The organism is Streptosporangium oxazolinicum (assembly GCF_039537505.1).
Lineage (GTDB): Bacteria > Actinomycetota > Actinomycetes > Streptosporangiales > Streptosporangiaceae > Streptosporangium > Streptosporangium oxazolinicum.
In genome coordinates this window covers 235383-250231 of the sequence record NZ_BAABAQ010000008.1, presented here as the reverse complement: position 1 = coordinate 250231, position 14849 = coordinate 235383, and the positions used below count along the sequence as shown (strand labels likewise).

At 64.5% G+C, this 14849-nt stretch carries 13 protein-coding genes, 1 tRNA gene and 1 pseudogene; 8 read left to right on the top strand and 7 right to left on the bottom strand.

The genetic code is table 11. The features are described from left to right. Positions 1–322: 322 nt before the first annotated feature. Both ABD817_RS22495 and ABD817_RS22490 read right to left on the bottom strand, forming a co-directional pair. Positions 323–2734: an ABC transporter permease gene (locus tag ABD817_RS22495; protein ID WP_344920046.1), complete on the bottom strand. Its 2412-nt coding sequence runs from the start codon at positions 2732–2734 to the stop codon at positions 323–325. Beyond that, complete coding sequence (locus ABD817_RS22490; protein ID WP_344920045.1) at positions 2734–3438, bottom strand: ABC transporter ATP-binding protein; 705 nt, start codon at positions 3436–3438, stop codon at positions 2734–2736. The genes ABD817_RS22495 and ABD817_RS22490 overlap by 1 nt, the downstream gene beginning before the upstream one ends. A gap of 87 nt (positions 3439–3525) precedes the next feature. On the opposite strand from ABD817_RS22490, the gene ABD817_RS22485 reads away from it, so the two are divergent. From ABD817_RS22485 to ABD817_RS22465, 5 genes and pseudogenes are all read left to right on the top strand, one after another. Further along, positions 3526–4221, top strand: coding sequence for a response regulator transcription factor (locus ABD817_RS22485; protein WP_344920044.1), 696 nt, complete (start codon positions 3526–3528; stop codon positions 4219–4221). A 10-nt stretch (positions 4222–4231) separates the two neighbouring features. Beyond that, a complete protein-coding gene (locus ABD817_RS22480) occupies positions 4232–5308 on the top strand; it encodes a sensor histidine kinase (RefSeq protein WP_344920043.1) in 1077 nt (358 codons plus the stop codon). Between the two features lie 98 nt (positions 5309–5406). Next, positions 5407–5913, top strand: a complete 507-nt coding sequence (locus tag ABD817_RS22475) for a DinB family protein (protein ID WP_344920042.1) — start codon at positions 5407–5409, stop codon at positions 5911–5913. Positions 5914–6057: 144 nt separating this feature from the next. Further along, positions 6058–6477 (top strand): annotated as a pseudogene (locus tag ABD817_RS22470) (site-specific integrase); the annotation flags it as partial. 64 nt (positions 6478–6541) lie between these two features. After that, positions 6542–6787, top strand: coding sequence for a tyrosine-type recombinase/integrase (locus tag ABD817_RS22465; RefSeq protein ID WP_344920041.1), 246 nt, complete (start codon positions 6542–6544; stop codon positions 6785–6787). Between the two features lie 1173 nt (positions 6788–7960). Here ABD817_RS22465 and ABD817_RS39635 read toward each other — a convergent pair. After that, complete coding sequence (locus ABD817_RS39635; RefSeq protein WP_386204286.1) at positions 7961–8203, bottom strand: DUF2188 domain-containing protein; 243 nt, start codon at positions 8201–8203, stop codon at positions 7961–7963. Positions 8204–10682: 2479 nt separating this feature from the next. Here ABD817_RS39635 and ABD817_RS22460 point away from each other — a divergent pair. Together ABD817_RS22460 and ABD817_RS22455 are read left to right on the top strand one after the other, a co-directional pair. Beyond that, positions 10683–10991 carry a putative quinol monooxygenase gene (locus tag ABD817_RS22460; RefSeq protein WP_344920040.1) on the top strand — a complete coding sequence of 103 codons (309 nt, stop codon included), beginning with the start codon at positions 10683–10685 and terminating at the stop codon, positions 10989–10991. After that, a complete protein-coding gene (locus ABD817_RS22455) occupies positions 10988–12190 on the top strand; it encodes a helix-turn-helix domain-containing protein (protein ID WP_344920039.1) in 1203 nt (400 codons plus the stop codon). The genes ABD817_RS22460 and ABD817_RS22455 overlap by 4 nt, the downstream gene beginning before the upstream one ends. Positions 12191–12726: 536 nt before the next feature. Here the strand turns inward: ABD817_RS22455 and ABD817_RS22450 are convergent. The 3 genes from ABD817_RS22450 to ABD817_RS22440 all read right to left on the bottom strand — a co-directional run bounded on the left by ABD817_RS22450 (position 12727) and on the right by ABD817_RS22440 (position 13531). After that, positions 12727–12796: transfer RNA gene (locus ABD817_RS22450), tRNA-Phe, on the bottom strand. A gap of 82 nt (positions 12797–12878) precedes the next feature. Next, complete coding sequence (locus ABD817_RS22445; protein WP_344920038.1) at positions 12879–13286, bottom strand: PIN domain-containing protein; 408 nt, start codon at positions 13284–13286, stop codon at positions 12879–12881. Next, on the bottom strand, positions 13271–13531 hold the full coding sequence (locus ABD817_RS22440) for a type II toxin-antitoxin system Phd/YefM family antitoxin (RefSeq protein ID WP_344920037.1): 261 nt from the start codon (positions 13529–13531) through the stop codon (positions 13271–13273). Before ABD817_RS22440 ends, ABD817_RS22445 begins: the two co-directional genes overlap by 16 nt. Between ABD817_RS22440 and ABD817_RS22435 the strand changes: the two genes are divergently transcribed. After that, positions 13530–13955 (top strand): tyrosine-type recombinase/integrase, encoded by a 426-nt coding sequence (locus ABD817_RS22435; protein ID WP_344920036.1) that lies wholly within the window; start codon positions 13530–13532, stop codon positions 13953–13955. The two genes, ABD817_RS22440 and ABD817_RS22435, sit on opposite strands and share 2 nt — an antisense overlap. A 52-nt stretch (positions 13956–14007) precedes the next feature. Here ABD817_RS22435 and ABD817_RS22430 read toward each other — a convergent pair whose 3' ends face one another. Then, positions 14008–14802, bottom strand: a complete 795-nt coding sequence (locus ABD817_RS22430; protein WP_344920035.1) for a barstar family protein — start codon at positions 14800–14802, stop codon at positions 14008–14010. Positions 14803–14849 lie beyond the last annotated feature (47 nt).

Sequence of the window (14849 nt, the reverse complement as noted above, 5' to 3'; positions counted from 1 at the left end):
CAGCAGCGACTGACACAACGGGCATAGGTGGTTCGCCCATACGGGTCATCGCCGCGGTTGAGGTTTGGTCATGGGGCGGCGTGACTGGAAGCGCTCACAGCGAGACTACTTGTGGGCGGCTGGCCCATGATGGCGACGGCCCGAGCCGGTCTTCAGAGGTCGCCGCCGTCTGGGGAGGACTCCAACGTCACTTGGGCGGGCACGGGACCTTCTTCTCCAAAAGGGACTCGCCTGTGCACCCGAGCATGGACACGTCGCGTACACAGTGCCGCGCTTGGCTGGCGGACTTCATCAGCCGCCGGCCAAGCGATTGATGAAGGTATCAGTCGAGAGATAGCCCTGCGGCCGGAGTCACCCGGGCGGCCCGGCGTGCCGGGAGAACAGCGGCGAGGAGTCCGGCCAGGGCGGCGATGAGGACGACGACGCCGAGTGATAGCCAGGGGACCTGCATGGTGGCGTCGCTGAGAGCCCGCTTCACAATCGTCTCGTAGCCGACCCAGGCGAACCCGACGCCGATCACGGTGCCGAGCAGGGTGGCCACCACCGACAGCAGCACTGCCTCGGTCGCCAGCATCCGCCGCAGCTGCCCGCGGGTAAGCCCGAGCGCGCGCAGCATCGCGTGTTCGCGGGCGCGTTCGAGTACGGAGAGTCCCAGGGTGTTCGCGATCCCGATCAGGGCGATCACGACGGCGATGCTGAGCAGGCCGAGCGCTGACCAGGTGTAGATTCCCAGCTGTTGGTTCAGCGACTCCCAGGTCCGCAACCCGTTCTCGATCGTCGCGCCAACCGGATCCGCCAGCCCGTCCAGGTCACTGCCGAGTTGAGCCGGGTCGGCGCCGGAAGAGGCGCGGATCCAGATGGCATGCGGCTCGGGGACGTCGGTGAGCGTCGCCAGCGTCTCGGGCGCGACCACGCCCGCCGGGCCCCAGCCGGTGCCGACGGCGACCCGCAACTGGGCTCGCCGGTCGCCGACGCGCACCGTGACCCGGTCACCGGGCCGGAGACTCAGGTTCTTGCCGAAGGCCTCGGAATCGATTCTGATCTTCCCCGGCTCGACCCGGGCGAACGCCCCGCCGTCGCGAGCCACTTGCACCGCGGCCGGCGCGGTGACAACCGGGATCGGTTTGTCGAGCCCGGCCACTCGGGCCACGGCGCCGTCCACCGGAATGGCCTGCTCCACACCGGGAGTGTGACGTACCCGGTTGAGGAGGCCGGTGGTGACCGGCTCCTTGGGCGAGGTGAGCGCGACATCGATGGGGTGGTCCCTACCGATCTGCTCATCCAACGACGAACTCCACGCGGCCATCCCGGTGAGTACGGCGGTCGTCAGGGTGACGCCGACCAGCAGGGAGGCAGTGGTGGTGGCGGTCCGCCGCGGATTGCGCACAGCGTTCTTGGTCGCCAGCCGCCCGGCGGGGCCGAGCAGCGCGCCGGTGATCCGAACCAGGCGGGGAACGAGCACCGGCCCGAAGAGGAGTACACCGGCGAACACCGATCCTCCGCCTGCCACCATGAGCGCCGTACTGCCCTGGACCATCGCCACCCCGAGCAGGGCCAGCCCGGTGACCAGGAGGATCGCAGCGAGCACCAGCCGCACCAGGCCGGTGGCCGTGTGTACGTCGACCGCGGCATCCGGGCGCAGCGCCGCCAGCGGGCTCACCCGGACCACACGCCGGGTCGGCAACCAGGACGCGACCACGGTGACCACCAGGCCGACGGCGAACCCCCCCAGCAGCCAGAGCGTGGGCAACTCGGCGGCGCCCATCGGGACGGTGGGTGTGAGGGCGTCGATCAGGGCGATCAGCCCGTAGCCGAGACCGACGCCGACCAGTGTCCCGGTCAGCGACGCGAGCACCCCGACGACGGCCGCCTCGCGGCGTACCGAACGCACCACCTGCCGCCGGGTCGCGCCGATGCAGCGCAGCAGTGCGAAGTCGCGGAGTCGTCGCGCGAACAGGATGGAGAACGTGTTCGCGATGACCAGGACCGAGACAAAGAGCGCGATGCCGGCGAACAACAGCAACATCACCGACAAGCTGTTCACCCTGTTCTGGACATAGGTCAGCCGCTCCGCGGCGAACCCCTCCGGCGACTGCGCCTTCGCGCCTTCCGGGAGCCGACCTACCTCCCCGCGCACCGCCACCGCGTTCAGATGGATGCGGTCGCGCCACCGCAGCAACTGCGGCCAGGTGACGTACATCGAGGCCTGGGCCGGGGGCGAGGGCGATTCCACGAGGCCGACCACTCGTACGTCGGTCGCGGCGGCGCCCTCGCCGATCCGAACCCGATCGCCGACCGCGATATTCTCGGCCAGGGCGAAATACACGTCCACCGCGGCCTCGCCCGTGCGGGCTGGGAAGCGACCCGAGCTGAGCGGCTGCCAGCGCCACTCCTCCAAGGTGGCGATCGGCCCCACGGTCGTTTCGGAGAGCCGCCGGCCGTTCGCGCGCCCCGGCAGCGTTGCCCGGCCGGTCGCGGCCGCGTTCTCACCGTGTCGCTCGGTGAATGCGATCGCGGCCTTCGGGTCCAGCTCGGACGATGGCCACCTCGCCGCCGAGACCACGTGGTCGGCATCGCGGTACGGCGCCCCCAGGCCATTCATGAGTCCGCTATGTGCCCCGGACGTGAGCACGCCGACCACGACGACGAAGGCGACTGCGACGGCGACCGTGATCGCCGCTGCGACGTACCTGCGGACGTGGGTGCGCAGCGACGCGAGGAAAACGGTACGCATCAGACGATCCGCCCGTCCTGCATGGTGACCACGTAGTCGGCGTACGCCGCCGCGTCCCGCTCGTGGGTGACCATCACGACGGTCTGGCCGAGCTCACGCGCCGACTGGCTCAGGTGATCCAGCACCTCCGCCGACGTGGTGCTGTCCAGGTTTCCGGTGGGCTCGTCGGCGAACAGCAGGTCCGGCTGGGTGATCAGGGCTCGGGCGATCGCGACCCGCTGCTGCTGACCGCCGGACAGCTCCGCGGGCCGATGGCCGAGCCTGTCGGTCACGCCGAGGACATCGGCGAGCATGCGCGCGCGCTCCCGTGCCGCGTCGTCGATCCGGCGACCACCCAGCTCAAGCGGGAGCACGATGTTCTCGCCCGCGGTGAGCATCGGCAGCAGGTTGAACGACTGGAACACGAAGCCGATGTGCTCGCGGCGGAAGATCGTGAGCGCGTCGTCATCGAGTGATCCGAGGTCGGTGCCGGCCACGGTGACGGTGCCGCCGCTGGGCTGGTCGAGTCCGGCCAGGCAGTGCATCAGCGTGGACTTGCCCGACCCACTCGGCCCCATGATCGCGGCGAACCCGCCTCGTGGGAGGTCGAGGTCGATGCCCCGCAGGGCATGCACCTGGGCATCGCCTTTGCCGTACGTCTTGGTCAGGCCCCGCGCGCTTGCGGCCACGGACTCCTGAGTGGCTTGCCGGGTGGTGGTCGTCATGCCGCCAGTCAAGGCAGCGTGGTGTTGTCAGCACGTATGTGGTTTTCGATATGCCGACGATATGCTCCGGCTCCTAGCATCGAGAGCATGCGTGTGTTGATCGTCGAGGACGAACCCTACCTGGCAGAAGCCATCCGCGATGGCCTACGCCTGGAAGCGATCGCCGCCGACATCGCCGGTGACGGTGACACCGCTCTGGAACTGCTGAGCATCAACGCCTACGACATCGCCGTCCTCGACCGAGACATCCCCGGCCCCTCCGGCGACGAGATCGCCAAACGCATCGTCGCCTCCGGCAGCGGCATGCCGATCCTCATGCTCACCGCTGCCGACCGGCTCGACGACAAGGCCTCCGGGTTCGAACTCGGCGCCGACGACTACCTCACAAAACCCTTCGAACTCCGAGAACTCGTGCTCCGTCTCAGAGCACTCGACCGCAGGCGCGCCCACAGCAGACCACCCGTGCGAGAGATCGCAGGGCTGCGTCTGGATCCGTTCCGCCGCGAGGTCTACCGCGACGGCCGCTACGTCGCGCTCACCCGGAAACAGTTCGCCGTGCTCGAAGTCCTCGTCGCTGCCGAGGGCGGTGCCGTCAGCGCCGAAGAACTCTTGGAGCGGGCGTGGGATGAGAACGCCGACCCCTTCACCAATGCCGTGCGCATCACTGTCTCGGCACTGCGCAAACGGCTCGGCGAACCCGGGATCATCGCCACCGTGGCCGGCGTCGGCTACCGCGTCGACACAGCACCCGGCACCGGACGTGAGGGAGGGAACCGTGGATAGGGCGCCTGGTTTGAGCGTTCGTCTCAAACTCGCCCTCAGCTATGCCGGGTTCGTCACGCTTGCAGGTGCCTTGCTACTCGCGGCCGTGTGGGTGTTCCTTCGGCGTTATGTGTCCGACGGTGTGCTCTTCACCCCCGGTCGTTTTGTTGCCAACCGGCCCGACCCCCTGCACGCTTTCGCTCCGACGGCAGCCGCGGTCTTCGCGTTCCTGCTGGTGTTCGGTCTCGCGGGAGGGTGGATTCTCGCCGGCCGCATGCTCACCCCTCTGACTCGCATCACAGACGCCACACGCAGGGCCGCCAACGGATCACTCTCCCACCGAATCCGGTTACAGGGCCGCCGAGATGAGTTCCGCGAACTCGCCGACGCCTTCGACACCATGCTCGTACGGCTCGAAGCACACGTCGCCGAACAGCAGAGATTCGCAGCCAACGCCTCCCACGAACTGCGCACCCCACTGGCGATCACGCGAACACTTCTCGACGTGGCCCGCAACGACCTGAACCGCGACACCGGCGAACTTGTCGACCGCCTCCACGCCGTCAACACCCGAGCGATCGACCTCACTGAAGCATTGCTCCTGCTCAGCCGCGCCGACCAACGGTCCTACACCCGAGTACACGTCGACCTGTCCCTGATAGCGGAAGAAGCCACTGAAACGCTCCTCCCCCTCGCGGAAAAACGCGGCCTCACCATCGAGACCTCCGGCGGCATCACCCCCACCATCGGTTCACACGCGCTCCTGCTGCAGATGACTACGAACCTCCTGCACAACGCGATCGTCCACAACCTGCCTGAACAGGGCACCGTGTGGGTCACGACCACCGTTCACCCCGAGACTGTGGTGCTCACTGTCGAGAACACCGGCGAGAAGCTCGCCCCACAATTGGTTTCCACGCTTGTCGAGCCGTTTCAGCGCGGCACCGAACGCATACGCGCCGACCACGCAGGTATCGGCCTCGGCCTGGCAATCGTCAAAAGCATCGCCCAAGCACACGACGGAACCCTCACACTCACCCCCCGCCCCGCTGGCGGGCTCCGCGTCACGGTGCGACTACCCGCCGCACCACCGCACACCGGCGGATGACGATTTCCCGTAGGTGAGGCAGGCATGGGAAGGTCATCGTGATCGTAGTAGTGGCCGCGCGGCACCTCCGCAGCCCTCGCCGCTGTTAGCATCCACGCATGTCAGATGACAAGGGTGCGATATTTGCGTACACCTCGGAGCGCGAGGCTCTGGAAGGCTTCCTCGACTACCAACGCGAGGGGTTGCTCCTGACGATCGAAGGGCTCGACGACGCCGCGGCGCGAAAGGCACCGACCGCGAGTTCGTTGTCGCTGCTAGGGCTGATTAAGCACGCCGCGACCTGGGAGCGCCGCTGGTTCCAAGTCATCATGGCCGGACGCGAGCTTCCCGAGAACTGGCCCGCCGTCAAAACCGATCCTCACGACGCCGACATGATGGTCGACGAGAACGACACGGTGGAGCACTGGGTCTCGTATTACCGGGAGCAGATCGAGGAGTCCCGCGCTATCGCGGCTTCGATGGATCTTGACAGTCCCTGTGCGCGCAAAGACATCATCGAGTGCAATGTGCGCTATGTTCTGTTCCACATGATCGAAGAGACTGCGCGCCACGGCGGACACGCGGACATCATCCGCGAGACCCTCGACGGCACCCGCCAAAGCTGATCATCTCGCTGGACGAACTTGCCGACCCCGACGGCTTGGACCACGTCATCACGGCCGTGCTCAGCAACCGACGTATCGTTCTCGCGGCCCTCATGGTGCTCATAGCCGCTGCCTCGATCCTGCGAGTCCCGGCCGTCGACCCGCATGGTTCAGTCCGTGCACGCCGTACTCCGCAACGCCCTGGAGTCTGCGGTACGTGAGGAGATCATTCCGCGTAACGCGGCGAAGCTCGTCAAGGTCCCGGTGCCCAAGTACAAGGTCAACCGCGGCCTGACCGTCCCTCAGTCTCGCTTGGTCCTCAAGGCCGCTCACGAGCACCGGCTGTCGGCCCTCTACGTCCTGGCGCTCTGCCTCGGGCTGCGACGCGGGGAGCTGCTCGGGCTCCGCTGGGTGGACATCGACCTCGACGGCGCGAAACTCGAAGTGATCCAGACCCTTCAGCGTGTCGAGGGCCGTCTCCAGTTCGTCCGGCCCAAGACCAACGACTCCGAGCGAACCGTCCCGCTCCCCTCCATCTGCGTCGAAGCGCTCCGAGCGCATCGTAAGCAGCAGTTCGCCGAACGCTCCGACCTCTGGGACGACTGGGAAGAACACGGCCTCGTCTTCCCGTCCCGGCGCGGTAACTCCGATGGAGCCGGACAACCTCCGGCGAAGCTGGGGAGCCATCCGCAAGGCCGCCAGCCTCGGGGACATGCGCTTTCACGATCTCCGCCACACCTGCGTGACCCTGCTGCTCAACCTCGGCGTACCGCCCCAGGTCGTCCGCGACATCGTCGGCCACAGCGACATCGAGGTGACCATGACCATCTACGCCCACGTCTCCCTAGACGATAAACGCAATGCCCTCGGCAAATTCGGCGATGCCCTCGGTTAAAGCAAGGTCTCAGATCGCCTCGGCCGCCCTCGGCCGAGGCAATTATGTTGACCGACCACGGCCTTTCAGGAGTTCGACACATACCAGGATGCGGCATGGTCCGTTCCTCTAGGCTGAGACGGCTGCATCAAGTGGGACAGCAATTCATGTCACTTCCCTACGCCTTGCAATCGAGTGTCTGTTTCAGGACTCCGAGAGCGAGGGAGGTGATACGTGTGGCTGGAAGACACCGACGTCCGCAATCGTGGGCGTGGGTGTGGCCCGTCCTAGACGTCGCATCGAGAGTGATGCCCTTGGCGGCGGCTGTACTAGCTCTCAGGAGCTAGCGGACGGACCATCCCATGTAGCCCGGGGTCCGGCCTGGCTTTCATCAGGTCGGGCCCCTTCTCTGCCGTCGGAATCGGTACCGCTTCCGACTTGCAGGTACTTAGCGTAGCCCGAGCGCGAACCATGTTGCATGCGAACACGCAAGACTCACGTTGCGTGCGAATCTACGCGTCAAATCTTGCGCGCGGCAGTGAAGATGCCTCGATCCAGCGATCGACGTTGCTGTCACCGAAGACCAAAAAAGCCCCGAACGATAATCGCTCGGGGCGTTTGTGCTGCTCAGTTGCTGCGGTCAGGGGCGGGGTCGAACCGCCGACCTTCCGCTTTTCAGACGGAGCGATCACCCTGCTCCTCTCGACGGACACGAGGTCAGAAGGCGGTGGACGGTTGCCGATGTGTGCTCGCGGTGGCCGACGTTGTCGTCACCGTTGTCGTCAGCCCCGCACCCCGTAACTGGCACTGAAGGTTAAAGACTCCATGCTCCAACCGACTGCGGAAGTGCTCACGAGCACTTCGCAGTCGTCGCCGTACCCCTCTGCTGTCGAATCCACAAACCCACCGAGAGTTCAGTGCCCCTTCCTTCGACGGACTTGCTGAAGCAGTACACCCCTTCGTCGTCACCTGCCGGAGAGGGCCTCCCTCCGTCCTTGAGCGCGATGTCTCGGTAGAGGGGCAGCACGCCGCGCGGGACCGAGGTGCGGTAGGTGTGCCGGACGATCGTGATCCGATCATCCTTCTCGCAAGGGCTGTCGCGTCCCTGCTGCAGTGTCGCGCTTGCCGGAAGAATACGAAGGGGGCCGCTTCCACCCGATGTAGAAGCGGCCCCAGTCGTCAGGCTGTCGTGGCTCAGCCCGTGGGCGGGTGAGGGTCGTTCCCCGGTGCGATGGTCCGCTGATCGCGCACTTGTCCGTTCGTACCGTGAATACGCAGCTCTCCTCCACCATCCCTGGTAAGGATCTCGGTTGCGCGCTGGATCGCATGCGCCTGAGTCTCTGCCGTTGCGCTCACACGCGCGGCATTAGGCTTTGTAACCGCCCAGGTCCCGTCATCTCGCTGTACAACATCGCGAGAGTTGGCCTGACCTGCCATTTCTTCTCACCCTCCGAGGTGAGGCTACACAACCTGGAAGCTCCGTCTTGGGGAGACGAGCGTTCCGATGTATGGTCCTAGAGCGGTAGCAACGCATCTAGGCCCCATCGCTGGGCAGCCCTGACCTCTTGTCATGGCCCCAGCATGGGGCCTGATCTTTTAGTGATCCAAGTAGAGCACGGCCGTACCATGAAGGCAAGCTGTGCCCACAAGATGTAGTCCTTCACGGAGCATGCGACACAAGATGTAGTTTCCGGTCTAACGCAGCGCTCCCGATGATGTTGCTCCCATCACGGTGTGATCATGCGGGCGGTACCACCCCCACCTCTGCCGAGCCGCCCTCGATCATGTCTTTTGTGGCTTTCATGATCGATCTGCTGACGTGGCCACAAGCTCATTGATCATCTTTTGAGCGTGGCGTGTGTGCAGCAATCGGTCCACGTAGGACTTTTGCCATCGTGGGCAGCCTCCCGGAGTTCGAGTCCCCTCGGCGTTGAGTGCCGCACTGATCGCCGACAGACTGAGCCCGCGCAGACGCAGCAGGATGATCTGTTTGAGAACTTCAGGCGGGCAGGACGGTGGACGTCCTCGCTGTCGGGAATCCGGCGACGCCTGGCGAGAGCCGATCTCGCTCATCTGCGACTCCGGTGGAATAGGCACAGTAGTTCGCGGAAGACCTGATACCGAACCCTGATGCGCTTCTGATCGCGTGTCACTAGAGTAGCGACCATCGCGATCCCCACGTAAAGCACAAACATGGCAACTACCGCCGCCACGAATATGCCGATCCACCCCACTGCCGGAACCATCTCCACCAGGAAACGAAGCAGGGTCTCCATATAGACGCATTCCCATCTTCCGCAGGAAGCGGGGAGTGCGCATTACCAGGCGGCCGCCACTCTCCCCGCCGAGTTTTGATGTCGACGAAGAAGCAATGAACGGTTATCTCCGGAGTCTTGACGGCGCCCATACCTCATATACACGGCCATTATGACGAGCCCGAACGTCGGCACATCGGCCATGTGAGATAGAAGCGCGAGTACGATCGCAAGCAACAGGCGAAAAGTCTTTAGGATTCTACCCAAGAAGCGGAATAGTGCCGCCTCATGATCGCAATGAAGTATCTGAAATAACAGTAGGGGCTTCACCTTGCTGACGCATTGAACCGACGAGACGAGTTGAGGAAGCTCTCCGATAGCTGCGAGGACGAGATTGCTCTCAGCGCTATCATGAATCAGAGGCCCGACGCCCCATACGTGATTCCTTGCCGAAGATTCGGTCCCTTGAAGTGGGTCGCGCCCCTTGAGAAGAAGCAGAGATCGCGATTGCCAGACGGCCGGAACAACACTTCGTCGGAATTCGCCGAGGAGGGACTCCAGGTCGTTGCTTTCACCACAGCGACGACACTCGTCTTTCCGCCGGGGAGCCACCCGGGCCGCACTAGCATTAGCAGACAGAAAGAAGTAAGCAAGCATCGCCGTCTTCCCTATGCCGCACGGCATACGGAACGAAATACTGTAGTTAAACATGTGCGCTACGGTAATAGCCGAGCTCCGTTTGAAGGTGGATCCCTTCGCCAGGGGTGCCGCGAAGGCGTCATGCATCGCTACGCACCCCCACTCTCGCCGGTCTCAGATGCCTGCCCAGCAACACCATAGTGGCGGCGCATCGCCGTACTGGATATTCCTCGCGGAACGCGTACGGCCTGCGGCGATCACCGTCCCACCAGGCGCCATCCTTGCGCGACGGATCACGGATGCTCCAACAAGTCAAGACCGTGCTCGTGGCTGACCCACGTGCTTCGGTCGACTCAGATCGTGCGCAGAACACCTGCATGTCCTCCGCCGATATCGGCAACAAGGTTGTCAACGACCGCCCATCCCCATCGGGGAGAATCGCAGTGCTGGGCTACAAGACCGATGTCGGGTTTACGGACGCCTAAGCCCCAGGAAAGCGCGTAAGCGTCAACGGCTTCGGCAAACCCTACCTGCCGGACCTTCCGAAGTGGTTGCCTACGGTCCCATTGGTGACGATCACCACTTTTCAGCCCGATGCGCGGAGTCGAGATAGCTGTCCATCATCTCGGGGCGACAGTGAACGAGGTACGGCATGTGCTGGTGGCAGCGGCTCCACAGTTTACTAACCAATTCGGGTAGGGCAAAATGGTCACACACTTTAGTGAAGATGACCTCACTGCGTGAATAGCCAGCTTGGTTGAGAGCTATTATCCAGTCAACCGCTTCGCAGCCTAAATCGTGCTTCTTGGAAAATTCTCAACCCATATTTGAAATCCTAGTCCAGGTTGACGAGAATATTGTCCAGGTCGAAAAGCCCGAGCTGTTGCAAAATGCCACCTCACGAAAGCACTTCGTCGCGAGACACCCACATCAGAAGAGAACAGGTAGTGCAAGCCACTTGGGGTACTTGCACCGCACAATAAGTACTGATCTCGTAGAGGCTCCGACGAAGGAGGGCACCCATGTTCGGTCTGATGGTCCGATTCACCTGTAAGGACGAGGCAACCGCCGAGGCGTTCGATCAGCTGGTCGGCGAGACCATCGAGAAGATCCGCGACGGTGAGCCGGGAACGCTGGTGTACGCATCGCACCGGGTCGACGGCCAGCCGCTCCAGCGGATCTTCTACGAGCTCTACCGGGACCGCGCGGCCTTCGACACCCACGAAGAGCAGGAGCACACCCGGCGGTTCCTGGCCGCTCGGGAAGCACTGCTGGCCTCGACCGAGGTCGACTGGCTGACCCTCCAGACCGGTAAGGGAACGGCAGGGTGAGCACCGAATACCAGAGAGCCCTGGGACGGCGCATCGCCCAGGAACGTAAGCGGCGCGGCCTGTCACAGCCGGAGCTGGCGCGGCTGGTCGATCGGTCGGTGGCGTGGATCTCGCAGGTGGAACGCGGGGTCCGCAAAGTCGATCGCATGTCGGTCCTGGAGAAGGTCGCCGAGGCCCTCGACATACCGCTCTCAGAACTGGCCGCAGAGGCACCGGTGGTCGCCGCCTCCGCCGAGGAGATCCCGGGAACGGCCGGTCTGCGCCTGGTGCTGTCGGGGGCTCACTCACTGCGGGCCATGCTGCACTCGGCACCCGTCCCGGCCACGGCGGAGATCAAGCCGCGGGTTGATCGGGCCTGGGAGCTGACGCACGAGAGCCGGTACGTAGAGCTGGCCGATCTGCTGCGGGGTTTGATACCCGCGCTGGAGACCGCTGCCCGATCGGCTCCCGAGGAGCGGCGGGCGGAGCTGTTCGAACTGCTCGCGGTGACCTACCAGGCGTGCTCGGCCGCGCTCGCCAAGCTCGGCGAACCAGAGGCCGCGTGGATCGCCGCCGATCGGGCGATCGTCGCCGCGGAACGGGCGGGCAACCCACTGATGATGGCGGCCGGCGCCTTCCGGCTCGGCTTCGTCTTCCTGGGCGCGCGTCACTTCGACCAGGTGGAGGAGACGGCTAGTACGGCCGCCGAGGCTCTGTGGTTCATGGTCGACGAGGGCAAGCCCGAGGCCATGTCGCTGTGGGGTGGGCTTACCCTGCAGCGGGCCGTGGCCGCTTCTCGGCTGAACGAGGCGGACACCGCGTACCAGCACCTGGCGCGGGCTCGGGAGGTCGCGGAGCGGCTGGGAGAGGGGCGCAACGACTACAACACCGAGTTCGGTCCGGCCAACGTCGCGCTTCACGAGGTGGCGGTGGCGGTCGAACTGGGAGACGCCGGTCACGCACTCCGGGTCGGAACGGCGGTCGACACCTCGCCGCTTTCGAGTGAGCGACGCGCTCGGCTCCAGATAGACCTTGCCCGCGCGCACGCCCAACGTCGTCAGGTCGAAGAGGCCGTGTCCGCACTACTGGAAGCCGAGGCCATCACACCGGAGCAGATAAGGAACCACCGAATCACCTACCAGCTGGTGTCCGATTTGCTGACCATGCAAGACCCACCCTCGCCTGAGCTGCGGGAACTCGCCGACCGAGTTGGAGTGTAGAAAAAGTACGTGCGCTCTTCGGGAAGGGGTACAGAAACGCCCGGGACTATCCGTTCCGGGCGTTCACTGTTGCGCGAGCCGCGCCCTTACGTTCTCTGGGAGGAGGGCAGCCCCCGAGATGATCCAACTCTGTGTGCACCTATTGAGCCCCATGATCATCAGGCTCAAGCTCCCGTCAGTGAAACCGCAGGCTCTCAACCGCTCGCCGCTCTCGCTCCCGATCACTTCCCAGCCTGAAGTCGGCCTGGAGTCGGTCTGAAGTTGGCCGGAAGGGTGTGGCAGATATCGATGATCATTCTTATGCGGTCGATTCGGCCGATCGGGTCGCCGAAACCCTCACCCTGCGCCTCCCGGCGCACAATGTGCGTCGTGGCGCGTATCTCGATGAACCCTCGCAGTCCATCCGATAGCGCACCGCGGTTCAGGAGCCGCCAGCCCATTACTCACCCTTTTGATGAAAAGCGCGTTGTCGTCACACACAACGAAAAGCGCCCCGGCCATAATCGGCTCGGGGCGTTTGTGCTGCTCAGTTGTTGTGGTCAGGGGCGGGGTCGAACCGCCGACCTTCCGCTTTTCAGACGGACCAATCACTCTGCCCCTCTCGACGGGCGCGAGGTCAGAAGGCCGTGGACGGCTGCCGACGTGTGCTCGCGGTGGTCGACGTTGTCGTCACCGTTGTCGTCGGCGTTCAACGGGGAACGACCTGCGCCCGAACCCCCGGCAGGTCGTCGAACGCGGCGGACGAATCCATCGTGATCACGATTCTGGCGGTGGTGGCCGCCGTCGCGGCGATCAGCAGATCGTACGCTCCCCGTGTCTTTCCCGACCGGCGCACATGCGCGAGGAGACGAGCGTGAACCCTGGCAACGTCCACCGTGTACTCCTCAACCGGAATCAACGCCAAGACTTCATCCACGAAGGCCTGTCGCCCGGGACGGCGCGCCGCGTCCGCCAGCTCCACGCCGACGAGCAGCTCGGCCACGGTGATCGCGGCGATCGCCACGTCGTCGGCATCTCCGATCACCGCGTCCACGGAGGCCCTGCCCCGCTCCGCCGCGATCAGCACGCCGGTGTCCAGGATCAGGCGTCGGGCCACGTGTCCCTCATCTCGTCGTCGACCGCTTCCCGGGCTGCCGTGACATCAGCCTCGAAATCGGCGTCCAGCGTTCCCGCGGCTCTGGCCAGGAAGGCCTTGACCATACGTCCCGGCGCCGTGGGCGCGGGACCGATCACCGCGATCCGCTTCCCCCCCCGGGTAACCACGATCGTCTCCCCCCGCTCCGCCTCGTCCAGAACGACCGCGAAGCTTCGAGATGCCTCGGTAGCAGTCATCACCTTCATGAAATCAGACTATCTGATTCTTAACAGAGATTCGTTGATCGTTCTTGCCGGTCGTCGAATCGCCGAACGCTCCGACCGCTGGGACGACTGGGAGGAACACGGCCTGGTCTTCCCGTCCCGGCGCGGGACACCCATGGAGCCGGACAACCTCCGGCGAAGCTGGGGAGCGATCCGCAAGGCCGCCGGCCTAGGGGACATGCGCTTTCACGATCTCCGCCACACCTGCGCTCAACCTCGGCGTGCCGCCCCAGGTCGTCCGAGACATCGTCGGCCACGGCGATATCGAGGTGACCATGACCATCTACGCCCGTGTCTCCCTCGACGACAAGCGCAACGCCTTTGGGAAGCTCGGAGACACCCTAGGTTGAATCAACCGACCGTTGATGTCCTGTCCTTAAATCAGGACGGGACATCACGCCGTTAGACGGCAATCTCGGATCGGCCCGTAGAGTGATGAACATCTGGGCTGCAGAGGATCACCTCAGCACGACATCTACCCCCTTCTCCTCGAAGACGGTACGGATGACATCGAAGTAGGTCGAGTTGGCACCCGCTCCCTCGATTGAGAAGGCGAGAGATTCCCGAGCAATATGCGAACAGTGCCAGACCAGCGTGAAAGGTGCCTCTGCCCCGGAATGCCCACCCAGACAGTCGCTCAGCGCGTCGAGATTCCAACCGAAGTAACCACCGGGCCCGTTGACCGCTTCCCCGATCGCCAGGTAGAAGCTCGCCTTGTCGGTGACGTGCGTTCCGTCGAGATCGTAGGTGCGCCTCGCTGGGCGATCAAGGTGTGATGACCGCCAGCGACTGTTGTGGAAGACGACGGTCAGCCACTCTTCTCTGTCCGCCCCCACGTAACCGGCCCACTGGTTGATCCGGTCGGGCCTGGCCGTACGCCAACGCTCCCAGACATGCCGCGTATGAGAAGAGGGGACGTAATCCTCGCAGTGGGCGACCAGGTCCACCCGTTCACGGCCAAGCGGTGAGGGCCGCCAGTCGAGGATCTCGCCCATCCAGAACTCCGCGAGCGGATTCCCTGCCGTATCGAGCATCCGGAGCGCACCCGGCCCCAGCGGATTCCTCCGGCGGTGGCGCTTGGACTCGTTGAGGTAGTCGCGCAGTCGCTGGGAGGGAAGGCATCCCAGGATGTCGACGGTCCCACGTTCATCGTCCTCCGGTGCCTCGACGAAGACGCGTTCGGCATCAAGACAGGAGCCACAGATTTGCCCATCCGCGTCAGTCAGCAGGAATTTCAGCTGGACATCATCCACGTGTCTCACGCTCACCGGTAATCGAATGACGTTGCTGTCACCGGACA